This window comes from Streptomyces sp. NPDC050147 (genome assembly GCF_040660195.1).
Taxonomy (GTDB): domain Bacteria; phylum Actinomycetota; class Actinomycetes; order Streptomycetales; family Streptomycetaceae; genus Streptomyces.
In genome coordinates, this window is sequence record NZ_JBFALJ010000026.1 from 123,243 (window position 1) to 139,611 (window position 16,369).

General features: G+C 70.6%; 22 protein-coding genes. 21 read left to right on the forward strand and 1 reads right to left on the reverse strand.

The window, feature by feature from the left end; translation table 11 throughout:
* The first annotated feature begins 103 nt into the window (after window positions 1–103).
* The 12 genes from AB0I94_RS32725 to AB0I94_RS32780 all read left to right on the forward strand — a co-directional run bounded on the left by AB0I94_RS32725 (window position 104) and on the right by AB0I94_RS32780 (window position 10,077).
* Complete coding sequence (locus tag AB0I94_RS32725; protein WP_363313332.1) at window positions 104–1,867, forward strand: fatty acyl-AMP ligase; 1,764 nt, start codon at window positions 104–106, stop codon at window positions 1,865–1,867.
* Window positions 1,864–3,108 carry an acyltransferase domain-containing protein gene (locus AB0I94_RS32730; RefSeq protein WP_363313333.1) on the forward strand — a complete coding sequence of 415 codons (1,245 nt, stop codon included), beginning with the start codon at window positions 1,864–1,866 and terminating at the stop codon, window positions 3,106–3,108. The genes AB0I94_RS32725 and AB0I94_RS32730 overlap by 4 nt, the downstream gene beginning before the upstream one ends.
* Window positions 3,109–3,242: 134 nt before the next feature.
* Window positions 3,243–3,518, forward strand: coding sequence for a hypothetical protein (locus AB0I94_RS32735; protein WP_363313334.1), 276 nt, complete (start codon window positions 3,243–3,245; stop codon window positions 3,516–3,518).
* Between the two features lie 55 nt (window positions 3,519–3,573).
* Window positions 3,574–5,313: an acyl-CoA dehydrogenase family protein gene (locus tag AB0I94_RS32740; protein WP_363313335.1), complete on the forward strand. Its 1,740-nt coding sequence runs from the start codon at window positions 3,574–3,576 to the stop codon at window positions 5,311–5,313.
* Between the two features lie 56 nt (window positions 5,314–5,369).
* Entirely contained in the window at window positions 5,370–5,618 is a 249-nt protein-coding gene (locus tag AB0I94_RS32745; protein ID WP_363313337.1) for a phosphopantetheine-binding protein, read from the forward strand.
* On the forward strand, window positions 5,618–6,421 hold the full coding sequence (locus AB0I94_RS32750) for a 4'-phosphopantetheinyl transferase superfamily protein (RefSeq protein WP_363313338.1): 804 nt from the start codon (window positions 5,618–5,620) through the stop codon (window positions 6,419–6,421). Before AB0I94_RS32745 ends, AB0I94_RS32750 begins: the two co-directional genes overlap by 1 nt.
* 129 nt (window positions 6,422–6,550) lie before the next feature.
* Window positions 6,551–7,294 (forward strand): alpha/beta fold hydrolase, encoded by a 744-nt coding sequence (locus tag AB0I94_RS32755; RefSeq protein ID WP_363313370.1) that lies wholly within the window; start codon window positions 6,551–6,553, stop codon window positions 7,292–7,294.
* Window positions 7,295–7,324: 30 nt separating this feature from the next.
* The gene (locus AB0I94_RS32760; RefSeq protein ID WP_363313339.1) at window positions 7,325–8,164 is read left to right on the forward strand and encodes an AfsR/SARP family transcriptional regulator; all 840 of its coding nucleotides are present in this window, start codon (window positions 7,325–7,327) and stop codon (window positions 8,162–8,164) included.
* Between the two features lie 50 nt (window positions 8,165–8,214).
* Complete coding sequence (locus AB0I94_RS32765) at window positions 8,215–8,484, forward strand: acyl carrier protein (protein ID WP_363313340.1); 270 nt, start codon at window positions 8,215–8,217, stop codon at window positions 8,482–8,484.
* Window positions 8,481–9,239 (forward strand): SDR family oxidoreductase, encoded by a 759-nt coding sequence (locus AB0I94_RS32770; RefSeq protein WP_363313341.1) that lies wholly within the window; start codon window positions 8,481–8,483, stop codon window positions 9,237–9,239. Before AB0I94_RS32765 ends, AB0I94_RS32770 begins: the two co-directional genes overlap by 4 nt.
* Window positions 9,239–9,628: a SchA/CurD-like domain-containing protein gene (locus AB0I94_RS32775; RefSeq protein ID WP_363313342.1), complete on the forward strand. Its 390-nt coding sequence runs from the start codon at window positions 9,239–9,241 to the stop codon at window positions 9,626–9,628. The genes AB0I94_RS32770 and AB0I94_RS32775 overlap by 1 nt, the downstream gene beginning before the upstream one ends.
* A complete protein-coding gene (locus AB0I94_RS32780; protein WP_363313343.1) occupies window positions 9,625–10,077 on the forward strand; it encodes a DUF1772 domain-containing protein in 453 nt (150 codons plus the stop codon). The genes AB0I94_RS32775 and AB0I94_RS32780 overlap by 4 nt, the downstream gene beginning before the upstream one ends.
* A gap of 79 nt (window positions 10,078–10,156) precedes the next feature.
* Here AB0I94_RS32780 and AB0I94_RS32785 read toward each other — a convergent pair whose 3' ends face one another.
* Window positions 10,157–10,537: a SchA/CurD-like domain-containing protein gene (locus tag AB0I94_RS32785; protein ID WP_363313344.1), complete on the reverse strand. Its 381-nt coding sequence runs from the start codon at window positions 10,535–10,537 to the stop codon at window positions 10,157–10,159.
* A gap of 179 nt (window positions 10,538–10,716) precedes the next feature.
* Between AB0I94_RS32785 and AB0I94_RS32790 the strand changes: the two genes are divergently transcribed.
* The 9 genes from AB0I94_RS32790 to AB0I94_RS32830 are packed head-to-tail and all read left to right on the forward strand — an operon-like array spanning window position 10,717 to window position 16,344.
* Complete coding sequence (locus AB0I94_RS32790; RefSeq protein WP_363313345.1) at window positions 10,717–11,052, forward strand: TcmI family type II polyketide cyclase; 336 nt, start codon at window positions 10,717–10,719, stop codon at window positions 11,050–11,052.
* Entirely contained in the window at window positions 11,049–11,483 is a 435-nt protein-coding gene (locus AB0I94_RS32795) for a cupin domain-containing protein (protein WP_363313346.1), read from the forward strand. Before AB0I94_RS32790 ends, AB0I94_RS32795 begins: the two co-directional genes overlap by 4 nt.
* The gene (locus tag AB0I94_RS32800; RefSeq protein ID WP_363313347.1) at window positions 11,480–12,766 is read left to right on the forward strand and encodes a beta-ketoacyl-[acyl-carrier-protein] synthase family protein; all 1,287 of its coding nucleotides are present in this window, start codon (window positions 11,480–11,482) and stop codon (window positions 12,764–12,766) included. Before AB0I94_RS32795 ends, AB0I94_RS32800 begins: the two co-directional genes overlap by 4 nt.
* The gene (locus AB0I94_RS32805; RefSeq protein WP_363313371.1) at window positions 12,766–13,992 is read left to right on the forward strand and encodes a ketosynthase chain-length factor; all 1,227 of its coding nucleotides are present in this window, start codon (window positions 12,766–12,768) and stop codon (window positions 13,990–13,992) included. Before AB0I94_RS32800 ends, AB0I94_RS32805 begins: the two co-directional genes overlap by 1 nt.
* Before the next feature lie 20 nt (window positions 13,993–14,012).
* The gene (locus AB0I94_RS32810; protein WP_363313348.1) at window positions 14,013–14,477 is read left to right on the forward strand and encodes an SRPBCC family protein; all 465 of its coding nucleotides are present in this window, start codon (window positions 14,013–14,015) and stop codon (window positions 14,475–14,477) included.
* A gap of 10 nt (window positions 14,478–14,487) precedes the next feature.
* Window positions 14,488–14,943 (forward strand): anthrone oxygenase family protein, encoded by a 456-nt coding sequence (locus tag AB0I94_RS32815; RefSeq protein WP_363313349.1) that lies wholly within the window; start codon window positions 14,488–14,490, stop codon window positions 14,941–14,943.
* A 27-nt stretch (window positions 14,944–14,970) separates the two neighbouring features.
* Entirely contained in the window at window positions 14,971–15,723 is a 753-nt protein-coding gene (locus AB0I94_RS32820; protein WP_363313350.1) for an SDR family oxidoreductase, read from the forward strand.
* A complete protein-coding gene (locus AB0I94_RS32825; protein WP_363313352.1) occupies window positions 15,723–16,043 on the forward strand; it encodes an antibiotic biosynthesis monooxygenase family protein in 321 nt (106 codons plus the stop codon). Before AB0I94_RS32820 ends, AB0I94_RS32825 begins: the two co-directional genes overlap by 1 nt.
* Window positions 16,033–16,344, forward strand: a complete 312-nt coding sequence (locus AB0I94_RS32830) for an antibiotic biosynthesis monooxygenase family protein (RefSeq protein ID WP_363313353.1) — start codon at window positions 16,033–16,035, stop codon at window positions 16,342–16,344. Before AB0I94_RS32825 ends, AB0I94_RS32830 begins: the two co-directional genes overlap by 11 nt.
* The last annotated feature ends 25 nt before the right edge of the window (window positions 16,345–16,369 follow it).

Genomic DNA, 16,369 nt, shown 5'->3' on the forward strand with positions numbered 1-16,369 from the left:
TGATCGAGCCAGTCTCCACTGTCCGCACATATGTTCCTGGTCCGGGTGGTAGCGGGCACCGGCATGGGTGGGCGCCTGCGCCCGCACTTGCCAGGGGGAAGCGTTGGAAGGTCACCGAAACTTCATCGAACTCTTGCGGTCCTGGGCCGAGCAGTCGCCCCAGCGCGAAGCGATGGTCCTGCTGCCCGACGACGCTGCGCGCGGACGGCCGCGGACAGTCTCCTACCGGAGCCTGGACGCCTCCGCCCGCGTGCTGGCCGGCTGGCTCCAGGACCGCGGCGTGCAGGGGCAGCGGGCGCTGCTCATGCACCAGTCGCGCCATCAGTTCGCCGTGAGCTTCCTGGCCTGCCTGTACGCCGGGGTCATCGCCGTGCCGGTGCCCTCCAGCCACCGGCGCGGCCACCACGAGGCCCGGGTCGCGGGGATCGTCAAGGATGCGGCTCCCGCCGTCGTGCTCACCGATGCGGCCCAGGCCCCCGATGTGTCGCGGCTGCTGGTGCAGTCCGCCTGGGGCAGTGTCCTGTGCCTGGCCGCCGACGCCGTGCCCGCCTCCGCGCCCTGGCGGATGCCGGACCTGGTGCCGGACGCGGTGGCCTATCTGCAGTACACCTCCGGGGCGACCGGCACCCCGCGCGGGGTCGCGGTCACCCACCACAACCTGATGGCCAACCAGCGGGCACTGGCCCAGGCACTGGACACCTCACCCGGGGAGTCCATCGGCGGATGGCTTCCCTTCCACCACGACATGGGCCTGGTCGGCCAGTTGCTCCACCCGCTGTGGCTCGGCGGCACCTCCGTGCTGCTCTCCCCCGAGGCGTTCGTCCGCCAGCCGGTGCGCTGGCTGCAGGCCATCGGGGAGCACGACATCACCGTGAGCGGCGCACCCGACTTCGCCTACGACCTGTGTGTGCGGCGGGTGAGCGACGACCAGCTCGCCGGGCTCGACCTGTCGGGCTGGCGTACGGCGGTCAGCGGCGGCGAGCCGCTGCGCGCCGCGACGCGGCAGGCCTTCACCCAGCGCTTCGCCCCGGCCGGATTCCGGCCGCAGGCGATGATCGCGGGATACGGTCTGGCCGAGTCCACGCTCCTGGTCGCCGCCACCCCCGCCGGTGAGCAGGGCGCCGAACTCGCCGTGGATGTGGCGGCACTGGAGAAGAACCTGATCCGCACCCCGCGCCCGGAGCAGCCCGTACGCACCCTGCTCTCCAGCGGCCGGCCGGCCGGCGGCGAGATACGCATCGTCGAACCCGAGAGCCGGGCCGTGCTGCCGCACGGCGAGATCGGCGAGATCTGGGTGCGCGGCGACAGCGTCGCGGCCGGATACTGGCAAAACCGCTCCGAGAGCGCGCACACCTTCAACGCCGCCACGGCGGACGGCCAGTCGCCCTTTTTGCGCACCGGGGACCTGGGCACCCTGCAGGAGGGACACCTCTATGTCACCGGCCGGATCAAGGACATGATCGTGGTGGCCGGGCGCAACCTGTACCCGCACGACGTGGAGCACGCCGTACAGCAGATCAGCGCCCTGTTCGGGGCGGGCACCGCCTTCGGGGTGAGCGGGGAACGCGAACGCATCGTGATCGTCCAGGAGGTGCGCACCCAGCGCTGGTACGACCTCGATTTCGGTGCGCTGGCCGCCGATGTCGGGCGGTGCATCACCGAGGAGTTCGAAGTGCCCGTCGGCGGGGTGCTCCTGGTGCGGCCGGGCACGGTACGCCGCACGACCAGCGGGAAGGTGCAACGCGGCGCGATGCGCGAGCTGTTCCTCAACGGCCGTCTGCGCCCCTTGAGCGAGCACCTGGACGACGAACTGGCGGCATGGTCGGAGCCCGCCGGGCTCCCTTCGCACAGAAGGAACAGGACATGAGCCAAGCGGTACCGGGAGGGTCCCAGGAAGCGGCGTTGGCCGCCTGGCTGCAGGAGCACGTCGGCCGCTATGTGCACGGAGAGGTGGCGCTGGACACACCCCTGTTCAAGCGGGGCCTGGACTCCGTGGCCATGCTCAGCCTCTTCGGGGAGATCGAGGACACCTTCGGGCTCGTCCTGGATCCGGCCGACATGTGGGACCAGCCCACCGTGCGGGAGCTGGCCTGGTACCTGGCGGCGCTCAGCGCGGGCCGGCCCCGCACCTTTTCCCCGGTGCGCACCGTGTTCGTCTTCACCGGGCAGGGCAGCCAGCACCTGGGCATGACCGCGGGCCTGTACCGCAACTCCACGAGCTTTCGCCGCCATCTGACACAGGCCGCGGCCGCGGTGCTGCCCCACTTCGGGGTGTCCGTCACCGAGATGGTCCTGTCCAAGGACCCCCGGATCCATGAGACCGCGGTGACCCAGCCGGCGCTCCTGGCGGTCGAATACGCCCTGGCCATGACCCTGCTGGAGGAGGACGTGCGGCCGCAGGCCGTGCTGGGCCACGGCATAGGGGAGTTCGCGGCGGCCACCATCGCCGGCGCGCTCACCCTCGCCGACGCCGCCGAGCTGGTGTCCCACCGGGGCGCCATCATGCAGGAACTGCCGACGGGCGGCAGCATGATGGCGACCTGCGCAGACCCCTTCGAAGCGGCCGAGGCGACGGCCGGCGAACCTTGCGTGTCCATCGCCGCGCTCAACGCGGCGCGCGCCACCGTCCTGTCCGGGGACCTCGCCGGCCTGGGCCGGGCCCAGGAGCGGCTGGACGCCAGCGGCATCTCCAGCACATTCCTGGAGGTGACCCACGCCTTTCACTCGCCCCTGATGGAGCCCTCGGCACCGGCGTTCCAGACGGTGGCCCGCCGGCTGAGCGGGGGAAAGCCCCAGGTGCCGTTCTACTCCACGGTGTATGGCCGCAGGTATGACGGGCCGCTGGACGCCGCGTACTGGACGCGGCAGATCACCTCGCCGGTACGGTTCGCCGACGCCACCCGGCGGCTGCTGGCCGAGCACGCCCCCACCCATGTGGTGGAGATCGGACCCAAGGCGGTCCTCTCCCCGTTCCTGCGCAGGATCGGCGGCGACAACGGGCCCAAGGTGCTGCCCGTCTGCCGCGGCCCGCAGAGCAACGCGGTCCACCTGGCGGGCGTGCTGTCCGCCCTCAGCGCGGGCCCGCTCGTCGAACAAGAGCCCCGCTGAGCCCGGCTGCCAGCCGGCCCAGCGGCCACCCCAGCACGGGACGGGCGGGGTGCTCGAGCGCTGCTTGAGCACCCGCCGAGCGCCACGGGCCACATTCCCCTTCCCGTTCCGGGAGAAGAGGAGGGGAACACGACATGACCCACACGACACACACGGCACACACGGCACAGACACCGGCCGCGGAGCAGTGCGCTGCCCCCGTGCCGGCACCCGCGCCCGCAGGACCGGCTCACAAACTGCTCGCCCGCAGCATCAGCAAGCGCCTGATCAGGCCCGTGTGGTACGCCCTGGTGGCCTACGGCAGCCTCTGGCTGCCCGGCGCCGGCCACTTCTACGGCGACGCACTCACCTACGCGGCCCCTCCCGGCCTCGAGGACCACCCTGGTGGCCGGCACTTGAGGTCCTCTTGAGTCCTGATGACCACTCAGCGGCCAGGCAGGTTCCGCACAGGGACGGAGGGGCGACATGACCACGGTGGTGAACAGGGCGGACGCGTCGGAGGCCGCCGCACAAGAGCGCATCGCCCGGCTGGAGCACCAACTGGGCGATCTGGACGATCCCGGAAACCCGCTGGGCGCCGAGCAGGTGCTGGCGGCCGACGCGGCCGGCCGGCCGCTGGCCCCCGCCGAGCGGGTGCTCGACGAGTTCGCCCTGAACGCCGAGTTCGTGCCCGGCCGGCTGGGCGGCCGGCTGGAGCGCCTCGATGTGCTGGCCCGGGTGGTGCGCGCCGTCTTTCGCAGGGACGCCTCCCTGGGCCTGGGATACGGGGTCTCCTCCTACCTGGCCGGGGTCATCGTGTGGGCGGACGGGACGGCCGCCCAGCAGCGTGCCGTCGCCGACCTGCTGCTGTCCGGCGGCCGCATCGCCTGCGCCTATCCCGAGCCGCCGGCCGGCAACGACTTTCTGCGCAACCGGTTCTCCACCGTCATGCAGGGGGCGGGCTACCGGCTCAACGGCCGCAAAGAGGCCCTGAACAACGCGGCCCGCGCCCAGCAACTGCTGATCTTCGCCGACGGCCCGGACACCGGGCGGGGCGAGCACAGCGCCTTCCTCATCGACGGACCACAGCCGGAGTGCGCCACCGCCGCGCTGCTGGGCCGGTATGAGACCACCGGCATCCGGGGCTCCCTGGTGCACGGCCTGCAGTTCACCCAGCACCCCGTCACCCCCCAACAACTCATCGGCCCGGCGGGGGCCGCCGCAGGGCTGGCCCGCCGGGCCTTCCCCATCACCCGCGCCATCGGCCCCTCCATGGCGCTGGGCTGCGCCGACACCGCACTGCGCACCACGGTGGCGTTCGCCCGCTCGCGCCGGCTGCGCAGCCGCGCCTCGCTGCACAGCCACCGCACCCGTACCGCACTGGCCGACGCCTTCGCCGATCTGCTGCTGTGCGACGCTCTGGCACTGGTGGCCACACGAGCCGTCCATGTGCTGCCCCGCCAGAGCAACACCTTCAGCGCCGCCGTCAAGTACCTGCTGCCCACCGTCTCGACCGAGGCAGCCTACGACCTGTCGATCGTGCTGGGCTCCGAGTCCTACGCCACCAGCGGCAGTTACGGCATCTTCCAAAAAGCGGTACGCGATCTGCCCATGATCGGCCTGGGCAGTGCGGGCGGCGCCGCCAGCCGGGGCGTCCTCATCGACCACCTGCTCCAGGTGCCCGACCTGGCGGCACCCGGCGGGGGCCAGGCGCCCGCCGGGCTGTTCACGCCGTTCGGCGACGGGCTGCCGGCCGTGCGCCACGACGATCTGCTGCTTGCCCCCGACGGTGACTCGCTGCTGGGGTCACTGCCGTCCTCGATGGCCCATGCGGCCGCGGCGCAAGGAGAGTTCGGCGCGCACCTGGGACAGCTCGCAGCCGGCCTCGGCCAGGAGCTGTCCGCCCTGCGCGCAGCCTGTACGGCGCTGGGCGCACGCTCCGGCGACCACACGGTGAGCCCGCGGGCCTACGCCCTGGCCGACCGCTACGCGCTGATCGCGGCGGGCGCCGCCTGCCTGGGCATATGGCGCCACCAGGCGGGCACCGGCGGGTTCCTCGGCGAACCCCTGTGGGCGGTCATGGCGCTCGCCCGCATCCTGCGGCGGCTGGACAACACCGCCCAGTTCGCACCCGAGGCCGCGGTGGACCGCTTCGTCCAAGAGCTGCTGGCCCGCTTCGAGGACGCCCGCAGCTACGACCTCTACGCCACCTCGATCGGCCGTTGAGCACCCCCCTGTGCCATCCCACATCAGCCCGTCCATGGTGAGTTGAGGAGAATGTCGTGAACCAGGACCTACTGGACGCCGTGGCCCGCATCCTGGGCGAACCAGCCGGCAAGCGCGCCGGGACCCGCCGCCTGAAGGACGACCTCGTCCTGGACTCGGTCATGATGATCGAGCTCAAGTACGCCCTGGAGGAGCGCCTGCCCCAGCTGGCGGACGCCCGCCCGGCCGACCTGTTCGACGGTGTGTCCACCCTCAGCGCTCTGCGAGAACGCCTGGTGGTGCTCTGCGGTCAGCCGGTGGCGTGATGCAGCCGCTGCACAACCACGGCCCCGCGGACTCCTGGGAGCGGGCGCGCCGCGACATCGCGTGCCACGGCACGGCCGTGATCTGGTCGCCGGTCAAAAACTGGCTCCCCCCGGACCTGGCCGACCCGGACCTCGTTGCGGCCCTTGGCCCCGACCACCGGCGGGTGGCCCAGATGGCCCTGCCGCAGCTCAGGGAGCGGTTCGTTGCCTCCCGGCTGTTTTTGAAGTCCGCCGCGGGCGCGGTGCTCGGGGTCAGCCTTGAGGACCTCGAGCTCGCCTACAAGCCCGGCGGCCGCCCCTATCTGCGGGGCATCGACCAGCTGGACATCAGCCTGAGCCACACCGAGGAGCTGCTGGTGGTGGGCCTGACCCGGCACCGGCGGGTGGGGGTGGACACCGAGTTCAAGGACCGGCAGATGCTCGCCCTGGGCACCGAACGCCAGGTGTGCACGCCCTACGAGCTGCAAGCGCTGGCCGGGATCGAGGAGGAGCACAGGAACGGGGAACTGGTGCGGCTGTGGACGCTCAAGGAGGCGTACAGCAAGGCGATCGGCCAGGGGCTGCGCTTCAGGTTCTGCGAGTTCGGCTTCACCGCGCGCGATGAACAGGTGCAGCTGCAGCGGCCCGACGGATCACCGGGAACGGGCGGGGAATGGGCGTTCTACAGCTGGATCGTCGCCGACAGGTACACGGTCAGCGCGGCCGTGCACGACCCCGGACTCTCCGGCGCCCGCACGGCCGGGCCCGGTGCGGGACTGCTGCCGGCGCTGAGCGCCCCCGTTCAAAACTCAAGGAGTCATTGAGCGTCTTTCCAGAACCGCGCGCCAGGCTCATACCCCACTCCACACCGCGGTGTCGAAGGGAAGGGGGGCTGACCGGTGCATCGATATCTTGCGGTACGGCCGCCGGCCGCAGAACCACCCGCCGGGCAGATGCGGCGGCTGAACCTGCTGTGTTTCCACCATGCGGGCGCAGGCGCCATGACCTTCGCCGGCTGGCAGCGGCGCGTGGGGCCGGATGTGAACGTGCTGCCCGTGCGGCTGCCCGGGCGCGAATCCAGGCTGCGGGAAGGACGGATCACCCAAGCGGCGCGGCTGGTCGAGGAGTTGGAGGACGATCTCGGGCCGCTGCTGGAGAGCCCCTATGCCTTTTACGGGCACAGCCTGGGGGCTCTGGTCGCCTACCGGTTCGCGCTGCACCGGGCCCGTATGGGGCGCAGGCTGCCGCACATGCTGGGGGTCGGCGCGTGTGCCGCGCCCCAGCTGCCGTCCCTGCTGCTGGACACCACGTCGGTGCCCGGCCTGTCGGACGAGCAGCTGATCGGTTCCCTCAATGACGAAGAGAGCATGCCCGCAGCCCTGCTGCAGCGTCCCGAGTGGCTGAGCATGACCCTGGACACGCTGCGGGCGGACCTCGAACTGGCACGCAGCCTGCGAGCCGGCCCCGTCACCGCTGTGCCCTGCGCCGTGCAGGCCTTCGCGGGCATGGAGGACCAGATGGTCGCGGCAGCCGACATCCAGGCCTGGCAGCGCTGCACCACTGCGGACTTCACCCTGCACAGCGTTCCCGGCGCCCACTTCTTCGTCCGCGGACACGACGCGCCGAAGGCCGTCGCCCAGGCGCTGCGCGAGACGGCGCCGCACACCGGGTCCCCCCTGTCGCCTGCCGTCGGCTGACCTCACTTCGTTCCCCAAGGAGTTCCTCGGATGGACATCCAACTTCTCGGCCCGTTCAGAGCCGCCCACTCAGGGGTGCACATGCACCTCACCGCTGTGAAACCGCGCAAGGTGTTCGCGCTGCTGGCCGTCCACGCCGACGAGGCCGTCTCGGTGGCCACGCTCGTCGAGGAGGTGTGGGGGGAGAACCCGCCGCGCAGTGTGCAGACCACTTTGCAGACCTACATCCTGCAGATACGCCATCTGATCGCTTCCGCACTCGGCGAGCAGTACACCGGGTTGCCCAGCAGCGCCAAGAGCGTGCTGGTCACCGAGTCCGGCGGCTACCGCCTCGACACCCACGGCGGCACCGTCGACGTCCGGGAGTTCGAGGCGCTGGCCTCGGCCGGCCACCGGACCCTGGAGCAGGGCGACTGGGCCGCCGCCTCCGACTACCTGGGCCGTGCGCTCGCCCTGTGGAACGGCCGCGCGCTGGCCGACGTCCAGCGCGGGGCGCTTTTGGAGGTGGAGGCCACCCGCCTGGAAGAGTCGAAGATGAGCGTTCTTCACCGGCGAATCGAGGCCGACTTGAGGCTGGGACGCCACTATGAGCTGGTGGGTGAGCTCTCCGGGCTGGCAGCCCGCTACCAGCTGCACGAGGGCCTGCACCAGCAGCTGATGCTCGCGCTGCACCGCGCCGGGCGCCGCAGTGACGCGCTGGGGGTCTACCACCAGTTGCGCGCGGCCCTCAGCCGGAGTCTGGGGCTGGACCCCTCGCCCGGCATCGACAACCTCTACCGCGCCCTGCTGGACTCCTCGCCCCAACTCGACCTCGACCCCCTGGTGGTGGCCGGCCCGGCCGGTCCGCCAGTGCTGGCACGGGCCAACTGACCCAGCCCTCCTCAACCAAGCCCTCAGTAGGAAGACCGAAAGGAACCACTGTGAGTGACATATCCCTGGCCGAACTCGGTGAGCTGCTGCTCGAATGCGTCGGTGCGCCGGAGGAGGGCCTGACCTTCCAGGGGGACAGCGCCCTGGACACCCCCTTCCTGGAGTTCGGCTACGACTCCCTGGCCCTGCTTCAGGTCACCGGCGTCATCGACCGCAGGCACGGCATCGTCCTGGACGACGACGCCGTCGCCGAGGCCGAGACGCCGCGCATGCTCCTGCAGCTGATCGCCGCCGCCCCGCGGGCCGGCGCGGTCCGATGAGCGCTGTGCCCCAGGCACCGGGCTGCGGCCTGGCGGGCAAGCGGGTGCTGGTCACCGGCGGAACCCGCGGCATCGGACGGGCGACGGCGCTGGCCTTCGCCCGCGCCGGTGCCCGGCTCGTCGTGGTCCACCGCACGGACGGTGAGGCGTCCAAGACGCTGCAGGCCCAACTCGCCGAGTCCGGCACGGAGTTCGCCTTCGTCCAGGCCGACGTCACCACCGGCGAGGGCGCCCAGGCGGCCGCGGCCGTGGTGCGTGAGCAGTTTCAGGGCCTGGACGTACTGGTGAACAACGTCGGCGTCGACGGGCACGTCCCGTTCGAGCAGCTGGCGGAGGACGAGTGGCACCGGGTGCTCAACCACAACACCACGTCCGCCTACCTGGTCACCAAGTCCCTGGTCGGGCTCCTGGCACCAAGGGCGTCCGTGGTGAACATCGGTGCCTCGGTCGCCCTGCGCGGCCGCCCTCTGGGAGTCCACTACAGCGCGTCCAAGGCGGCGCTCATCGGGTTCACCCGGGCCCTCGCCAAAGAGCTGGGCACCCGCGGTATCCGGGTCAACACGGTCGCCCCGGGCGTGACCGAGACCGAGCCGGGCGGCGGCCTGCCGCCGCACCTGATCGAGCGGCTCACCGCCCTGACGGCACTGGGCAGGCTCGGCACCTGCGACGACGTCGCGGGCGCGGTGCTCTACCTCGCCGGGGACTCGTCCGCCTACGTCTCCGGCACCACCATTGAAGTCGACGGAGGAATCTAATGCCGTACGCAGCCATCACCTACCGGATCAAGCCCGGTCACGAGGACGAGATCGCCGCGATCTTCGAAGGTTTCCAGCGGGTCGACCGGCCCGACTTCACCGGGGACACCGGTGAGGCGGCGGGCCGGCTGCTGGGCACCGGGGTCTTCGTGAAGGACGAGACACTGATCCGGGTCATCCACTACGAGGGCGACTTCGCGGCCGTCGGCAAGCACATGGCCGCGCAGAAGGGCGTACACATCCTCGAGGAGAAGCTCGCCCCCTACCTTGCGCAGGAGCGCGACACCAGCTCTCCCGAGGCGTTCGCCACGTACTTCCGCAACGCCACGATGCGCTCGATCGCGCAGCTGACCGTGGACACCCACCCGGCGGGGAACAGCGCGGCATGAATGATGTGCTGGGCATCACGGCCCTCGTGGGGAGCGGTGTCACCGCAGGTGTGCTGTTCGCGGTCGCGCTGAGCGTCCTTCCCGCGCTCTTGGCGATGGAGACCGGCACGTACGTGTACGCGCACAAACTGCTCGGCCGGAACTGGGATCCCACCATGCCGGTCATCGTGCTGAGCAGCACGCTCGTCGAGGCGGTGCTCGCGGTGGTGAGCGACGGCTCGGCCAGGGTCCTGTTCGTGGTGGGGGCGGTGCTCCTGCTGGGGGTGTCGGCCGTCTCCCACCTGTGCAACGTTCCCATCAACCGGCGGGTCAAGTCGGTCGACGACCCGCAGCACCTCCCCGCCAACTGGGAGGACCCACGCCCCTTGTGGCGCCGTTGGCACCTCCTGCGCACGGCCCTGGCCGTGCTGGCCCTGGCGGTGACGGCCGCAGGCGTCACCGCGCTGTGAAACACACGCCCTGCGCGGCGGCCTCCCCCTGGGGGGAGACCGCCGCGCAGGGCATGTCGTGCCGCCTGCAGCGCCGGGTTTAGGCCGTGACGGGGATGTCCCGTGCCGAGATCTGCGCGACGGTGTTCAGCAGGCTGCGCCGGAACGTCGCGACGAACCCCTCGACGGTGTCCGTGTCGCGCGGCTTGCTGAGGTAGGGCTTCAGCTTCTTCTCCACCTCGCGCACGCCGGGCTGGACGGCCATGTGCCGGGCGACGGCGTCCAGATCGCCGGTGTACTCGATGACGCGGACCAGCGTGTCATCGCGCAGGAAGACCGCGGTGGCGAGAATCGTGCCCGCCGACTCGCCGGCCTGATCCTTCACCTGGCTGCCCTTGACGCGCTTGAAGTCGCCGAAGATCTCGGTGAGTTCCTTCTCGTATCCAGGCTTGATGTCGTACGTGATGGCGGCGAAGGCCATACCTGCTCCCTCTGGGGCTCGGGCCGGTCAGTGTCAGGGCAGCACAGCCGACATGCCTCGTGAGGGGCTCGAATCGCTCTGGGCCCGGGCCGTTGGAGGCTGATTCGAGCCGGTCTCCAGTTCGCGGTGAGACGTTCCCGTCGAACACAGTCACCGGGCTACCTGGAGGTAGGTACACCGTGCATCGCACCCTGATAGTCGCCCGGCTGAAGCCGAACAAGACCGACGACATCGGGCAGATCTTCCACGACTCCGACTCGACGGATCTGCCGCACATGATCGGCGTCAGCCGCCGGACTCTCTTCCAGTTCCACGGGCTCTACTTCCACCTGGTCGAGGCCGACGAGGACATCACGCCCAACCTCTACCGGGCGCGCAGCCACCCGCTCTACGACGACATCAACACCCGTCTGACGCAGTGCGTGGAGCCCTACGACCCGGACTGGAAAGAGCCGAAAGACGCGATGGCCAACCCCTTCTACATCTGGACCAAGGACGGAGGGCGGATCAAGTGACCACCGCCATCACTCGCACGGTGAAGATCACCACCGACGAAGTCGAGGCCAACACCAAGCGTGGCGGCGACATCCGCGTCACCCTGAGCCCCAAGACAGTCGGCTGCACCTCGGGTTTCGGCGGGGTCATGACCCTGGACCCGGCCGACTTCATCACCGAGCACTACCACCCCTTCTCCGAGGAGTTCCTCCACGTCATCAGCGGAACGCTGCAGATGACGCTGGACGGCGAGGCCATCGAGCTGGGCGCCGGTGACTCGCTGCTCGTTCCGGTCGGGGTGCGCCACCGGCTCGTCAACACCGGCGACGCCACCGCCACGTGCGCCTTCCACCTCTCCCCGCTCGCGCCGCGCCCCGAGCTCGGCCACGTGGACACCGAGGTGGCCCAGCGGCCGCACGAGTCCAACCCTGACGTCGGCGGGGCACGGTGACCAGACGGGCCGTCATCACCGGCATAGGAACGGTCGCACCGGGCGGTGTGGGCAGGGAGGCGTTCTGGGACCTCCTGTCGGCCGGCCGCACGGCCACCAGGAGCGTCTCGCTCTTCGACGCGAGCCAGTTCCGCTCCCAGGTGGCGGCGGAGGCCGACTTCGACCCGGTGGCCCAGGGCCTGACCGCACGCCAGATCCGGCGGATGGACCGCGCCGCCCAGTTCGCGGTCGTCTCCGCCCGGGAAGCCGTCCAGGACAGCGGCCTGGACTTCTCCTCGCTCGCCCCCGAGCGGCTCGCGGTCAGCATCGGCAGCGCGGTCGGCTGCACGATGGGCCTGGAGGAGGAGTACGTCGTCCTCAGCGACAGCGGCAAGAAGTGGCTCGTCGACCACGAGTACGGCGTTCCGCACCTGTACGGGTACATGGTGCCCAGCACCCTGGCGACCGAGGTCGCCTGGGAGGTCGGGGCCGAAGGACCGGTGGCGCTGATCTCCACGGGCTGCACCTCGGGCCTGGACGCCATCGGCCACGCCGTCCAGCTGATCGAGGAGGGAACGGCGGACGTCGCCCTTGCCGGCGCCACCGACGCCCCCATCTCCCCGATCACCCTGGCCTGCTTCGACGCCATCAGGGCGACCACCGCCAACAACGCCGACCCGGAGCACGCCTCGCGCCCCTTCGACGGCGAACGCGACGGCTTCGTCCTGGCCGAGGGCTCCTCGGTCATGGTCGTCGAGGAGCGCGAGGCCGCCCTGGCCCGCGGCGCGCGGATCTACGCCGAGATCGTCGGCTTCGCCGGGCGCAGCAACGCCTACCACATGACCGGACTCAAGCCCGAAGGCCGGGAGATGGCCGAGGCCATCAGGGTCGCCCTCAACCAGGCGAAGCTGGACCCGACCGCGGTGGGCTACATCAACGCCCACGGCTCCGGCACCAAGCAGAACGACCGCCACGAGACGGCCGCGTTCAAGCGGAGCCTGGGCGAGCACGCCTACGACATCCCGGTCAGCTCCATCAAGTCCATGGTCGGGCACTCGCTCGGCGCGATCGGCTCCATCGAAGTGGCCGCCTGCGCCCTGGCCCTGGACCGCCAGGTGGTTCCCCCGACGGCGAACCTGAAGACCAAGGACCCGCTCTGCGACCTGGACTACGTCCCCATCACCGCCCGGGACCACGCCATGGACGTCGTGCTCAGTGTGGGCAGCGGATTCGGTGGCTTCCAGACCGCGATGCTGCTCGCCCGGCCGGGTTCGGCCGCGGCCGCGGCAGGAAGGGGCGCATGATGACGGCGGCATCCCACCGGCCTCCGGTGATCACGGGCCTGGGCATCACCGCACCGACCGGCATCGGCGTCGAGGCCCACTGGTCCGCGGTCCTCGCGGGCAAGTCCGGCATCGGGCTCATCGACCGGTTCGACCCGGCCGGCTACCCGGTACGCCTGGCGGGGCAGGTCCCCGGGTTCAGCGCCAAGGAAACCGTACCCAGCAGGCTGATCTCGCAGACCGACCACTGGACGCACCTGGGCCTGGCCGCGGGGGAGGCCGCACTGGCCGACGCCGCGGTCGACCCGGCCGAGCTGCCCGAGTACGAGATGGCGGTCGTCACCTCGTCCTCCTCGGGAGGCACGGAGTTCGGCCAGCAGGAGATGACAGCGCTCTACACCCACGACCCCTCGTGGGTCGGCGCCTACCAGTCCATCGCCTGGTTCTACGCCGCCACCACCGGTCAGCTGTCGATCCGGCACAAGATGCGCGGCCCGTGCGGGGTGCTCGCCTGCGAGCAGGCCGGCGGCCTCGACGCCATCGGCCAGGCCCGCCGGCTGACCCGCAAGGGCTCCCGGCTCGTCGTCACCGGCGGCACCGACGCCTCGCTCTGCCCGTACGGCTTCACCGCGCAGCTGTCCACCGGCAAGCTCTCCACCGTCCCAGACGCGCACCGCGCCTATGTGCCCTTCGACGCCGAGGCGTCCGGATACCTGCCCGGTGAGGGAGGCGCGATCCTCGTCCTGGAGAGCGCGGAGAGCGCCGAGGAGCGCGGGGCGGGCCAGGGGTACGGGAAGGTCCTGGGCTACGCCGCGGGCTTCGACCCGGCTCCGGGATCCGACCGGCCGCGCGCCCTGCGCCGCACCGCCGAAACGGCGCTGCAGGATGCCGGGCTGGCCCCAGGGGACATCGACGTGGTGTTCGCCGACGCCTCCGGGATCCTTGAGGACGACCTCGACGAGGCACGGGCCATCACCGAGATCTTCGGTCCCCGCGCCGTCCCGGTCACCGCGCCCAAGACGCTCACCGGGCGTCTGTACGGCGGTGGCGCCCCGCTGGATGTGGCCACCGCGCTGCTCTCGCTGCGCGACGGCGTCGTCCCGCACACCGCCGGGACCCGGCAGCCCGCGCCCGGCATCGAGATCGACCTGGTCACCGACGCGCCCCGCCAACTGCCGCTGCGCCACGCCCTGGTGCTCGCGCGCGGCCACGGCGGATTCACCTCGGCCCTCGTGCTGGGCCGCTGACGACGCAAGGAGCATCAACCATGGCTGGACACACCGACAATTCCATCGTCATCGACGCACCGCTGGACGTGGTGTGGGAGATGACCAACGACGTACCCAACTGGCCCGGCCTGTTCAGTGAGTACGCCTCCGCCGAGGTGCTGGAACAGGACGGCGACACCGTCGTCTTCAGGCTCACCATGCACCCGGACGAGGACGGCAACGTCTGGAGCTGGGTCTCCCGGCGCACCAGCGACCTAAAGACCCGCACGGTGCACGCCGAGCGCGTGGAGACCGGTCCTTTCGACTTCATGAAGATCTACTGGGAGTACACCCCCGAGCCCGGCGGCGCCGTGCGCATGCGCTGGGTCCAGGACTTCCACATGAAGCCCGAGGCCCCGGTCACCGATGAGGGCATGACCGGCCACCTCAACCGCAACACCCTGGTGCAGATGGCGCTCATCAAGGAGAAGGTCGAGTCCGCAGCGCGTCTGACGACCCACTGAGGAGCGATCGGTGCTCGTCTATCTGACTCCGTTGCTGCTGCTGCTCAACGGTCTCGCCGCCGGAGTGCTCTTCGGCACCCAGCTCGGCGGCCAGCCCTACCTCGCCTCGCTGCCCACCGACCGCTACGTGCACGCCCACGCGTTCTTCGGGCAGCGGTACGACCCGGCGATGCCCATCTGCCTGGTCGGCACGTTCGCCCTGGACACGGTGCTGGCCCTCACGGCGTCCGACGCCGCGGCCCAGGCGCTGTTCGCCGTGGCAGCGGTGCTCGCGGTGACCACGGCCGTGATCTCCGTCGTCAAGAACGCGCCGGTCAACCGGTGGATGCGCACCCTGGACCCGGACCACCTGCCCGCTGACTTCCAAGACCCCCGCAAGACCTGGGGCGCCTGGAACAACCGGCGCAGTCTGCTCACCATCGGCGCGCTCGTGGCCAACTGCCTGGCGCTCGGCGTCCTGCTCTAACTCTCAACTATTACGCGGAGGAATTCCATGGACCTCGAACTTCGAGGTAAGAAGGCCCTGGTCACCGGCGGCACGCGCGGTGTCGGCCGGGGCATCGTGCTCGCTCTGGCGCACGCGGGTGTCGACGTCGTCACCTGCTACCAGCGCGAGAGCGACTACGTCACCAGCCTGGAGCGGGAGCTCAAGGAGATCGGCGGCGATCACCATGTGCTGCGCGCCGACCTCTCCCAGCCCCGCGAGATAGCCACCCTGCTCGAGCGGGTGAAGGAGATCCACGGGACGATCGACCTGCTGGTCAACAACGCGGGCGCGATCAGCCACATCCCCTACGCGGACCTCTCCCTGGAGGAGTGGAACCGCATCCTGACGACCAACGTCACCGGCGCGCACCTGGTCATCCAGCACGCGCTGCCGCTGCTGGGCGAGGGCTCCTCGGTCATCAGCATCGGCTCCAAGGCCGTCGAGGCCGGGATCCCGCTGCGCTCCCACTACACGATGACCAAGGCCGCCCTCGTCGGCCTCAGCCGTTCGCTGGCCAAGGAGTTCGGCCCCAAGGGCATCCGCTTCAACGTCGTCGCGCTCGGTGTCATCGAGACCGAGAACTTCCACGCCCTGCCCGAGGACCAGCGCACCTTGATGACCCAGCGCTACAGCGCCAAGACGGCGCTCGGCCGGCTCGGCCAGCCCGACGAGGTGGCCGGAGCGATCCTCTGGCTCGCCAGCGACCTGTCCCGCTACGTCACGGGCAACACCATCGGCGTCGACGGAGGCATCTCCTGATGGCCTTCCGTGTGATGCTCCGCCTGGAAGTGGTGCCGGGCAAGGAGAACGAGTTCGAGAAGGCCTGGCACGAGGGCACCGACGCGGTGACCGGACACCCGGCCAACCTCGGTCAGTCGCTCTCCCGCGAGGCCGGCCAGGACAGCACGTACATCATCATCAGCGACTGGGTGGACGAACCGCAGTTCCGCGCCTTCGAGGAGAGCCCCGCTCACCTCGACCACCGGGCGACCCTCCACCCGTTCCGCAAGGGCGGTTCCTTCCATGTGATGGAGATCCTCACCCACATCGAGGGCAAGGCCGCCACCGATGCCCGGTGAGGTCAGGGTCCTTGTCTTCCAGGCGGTCCATGACGACGAGCAGCTGGCCCAGGTCAGGGCGGCCTACCACCAGGTGAGCGAGCGTCTTGCCCAGGTGCCCGGCATGCTCGGCAACGAGCTGCTGCGCAGCCCCATGGACGCCAGCGTGCTCGTCGTGATGAGCCGCTGGGAGTCCCTGGCCGCCTTCCAGAAGTGGGAATCGGGCGCGGAACACCGTCAGGACACCGCGCCGCTGCGGCCCTTCAGGGACACGCGCACAGCCGCCGGGTTCGCCCTCTATGAGGTCGACGCCGCGTACTGAGCGGCCCGGATCGAGAGAGAAGAGA

Bases quoted from the DNA above. Each gene is read 5' to 3' on its own strand.
- AB0I94_RS32780 (WP_363313343.1), top strand. From the start codon at position 9,625: ATGAATGATGTGCTGGGCATCACGGCCCTCGTGGGGAGCGGTGTCACC.
- AB0I94_RS32755 (WP_363313370.1), top strand. From the start codon at position 6,551: ATGCGGCGGCTGAACCTGCTGTGTTTCCACCATGCGGGCGCAGGCGCC.
- AB0I94_RS32770 (WP_363313341.1), top strand. From the start codon at position 8,481: ATGAGCGCTGTGCCCCAGGCACCGGGCTGCGGCCTGGCGGGCAAGCGG.
- AB0I94_RS32760 (WP_363313339.1), top strand. From the start codon at position 7,325: ATGGACATCCAACTTCTCGGCCCGTTCAGAGCCGCCCACTCAGGGGTG.
- AB0I94_RS32805 (WP_363313371.1), top strand. From the start codon at position 12,766: ATGACGGCGGCATCCCACCGGCCTCCGGTGATCACGGGCCTGGGCATC.
- AB0I94_RS32740 (WP_363313335.1), top strand. From the start codon at position 3,574: ATGACCACGGTGGTGAACAGGGCGGACGCGTCGGAGGCCGCCGCACAA.
- AB0I94_RS32820 (WP_363313350.1), top strand. From the start codon at position 14,971: ATGGACCTCGAACTTCGAGGTAAGAAGGCCCTGGTCACCGGCGGCACG.
- AB0I94_RS32825 (WP_363313352.1), top strand. From the start codon at position 15,723: ATGGCCTTCCGTGTGATGCTCCGCCTGGAAGTGGTGCCGGGCAAGGAG.
- AB0I94_RS32810 (WP_363313348.1), top strand. From the start codon at position 14,013: ATGGCTGGACACACCGACAATTCCATCGTCATCGACGCACCGCTGGAC.
- AB0I94_RS32730 (WP_363313333.1), top strand. From the start codon at position 1,864: ATGAGCCAAGCGGTACCGGGAGGGTCCCAGGAAGCGGCGTTGGCCGCC.
- AB0I94_RS32775 (WP_363313342.1), top strand. From the start codon at position 9,239: ATGCCGTACGCAGCCATCACCTACCGGATCAAGCCCGGTCACGAGGAC.
- AB0I94_RS32830 (WP_363313353.1), top strand. From the start codon at position 16,033: ATGCCCGGTGAGGTCAGGGTCCTTGTCTTCCAGGCGGTCCATGACGAC.
- AB0I94_RS32750 (WP_363313338.1), top strand. From the start codon at position 5,618: ATGCAGCCGCTGCACAACCACGGCCCCGCGGACTCCTGGGAGCGGGCG.
- AB0I94_RS32735 (WP_363313334.1), top strand. From the start codon at position 3,243: ATGACCCACACGACACACACGGCACACACGGCACAGACACCGGCCGCG.
- AB0I94_RS32785 (WP_363313344.1), bottom strand. From the start codon at position 10,537: ATGGCCTTCGCCGCCATCACGTACGACATCAAGCCTGGATACGAGAAG.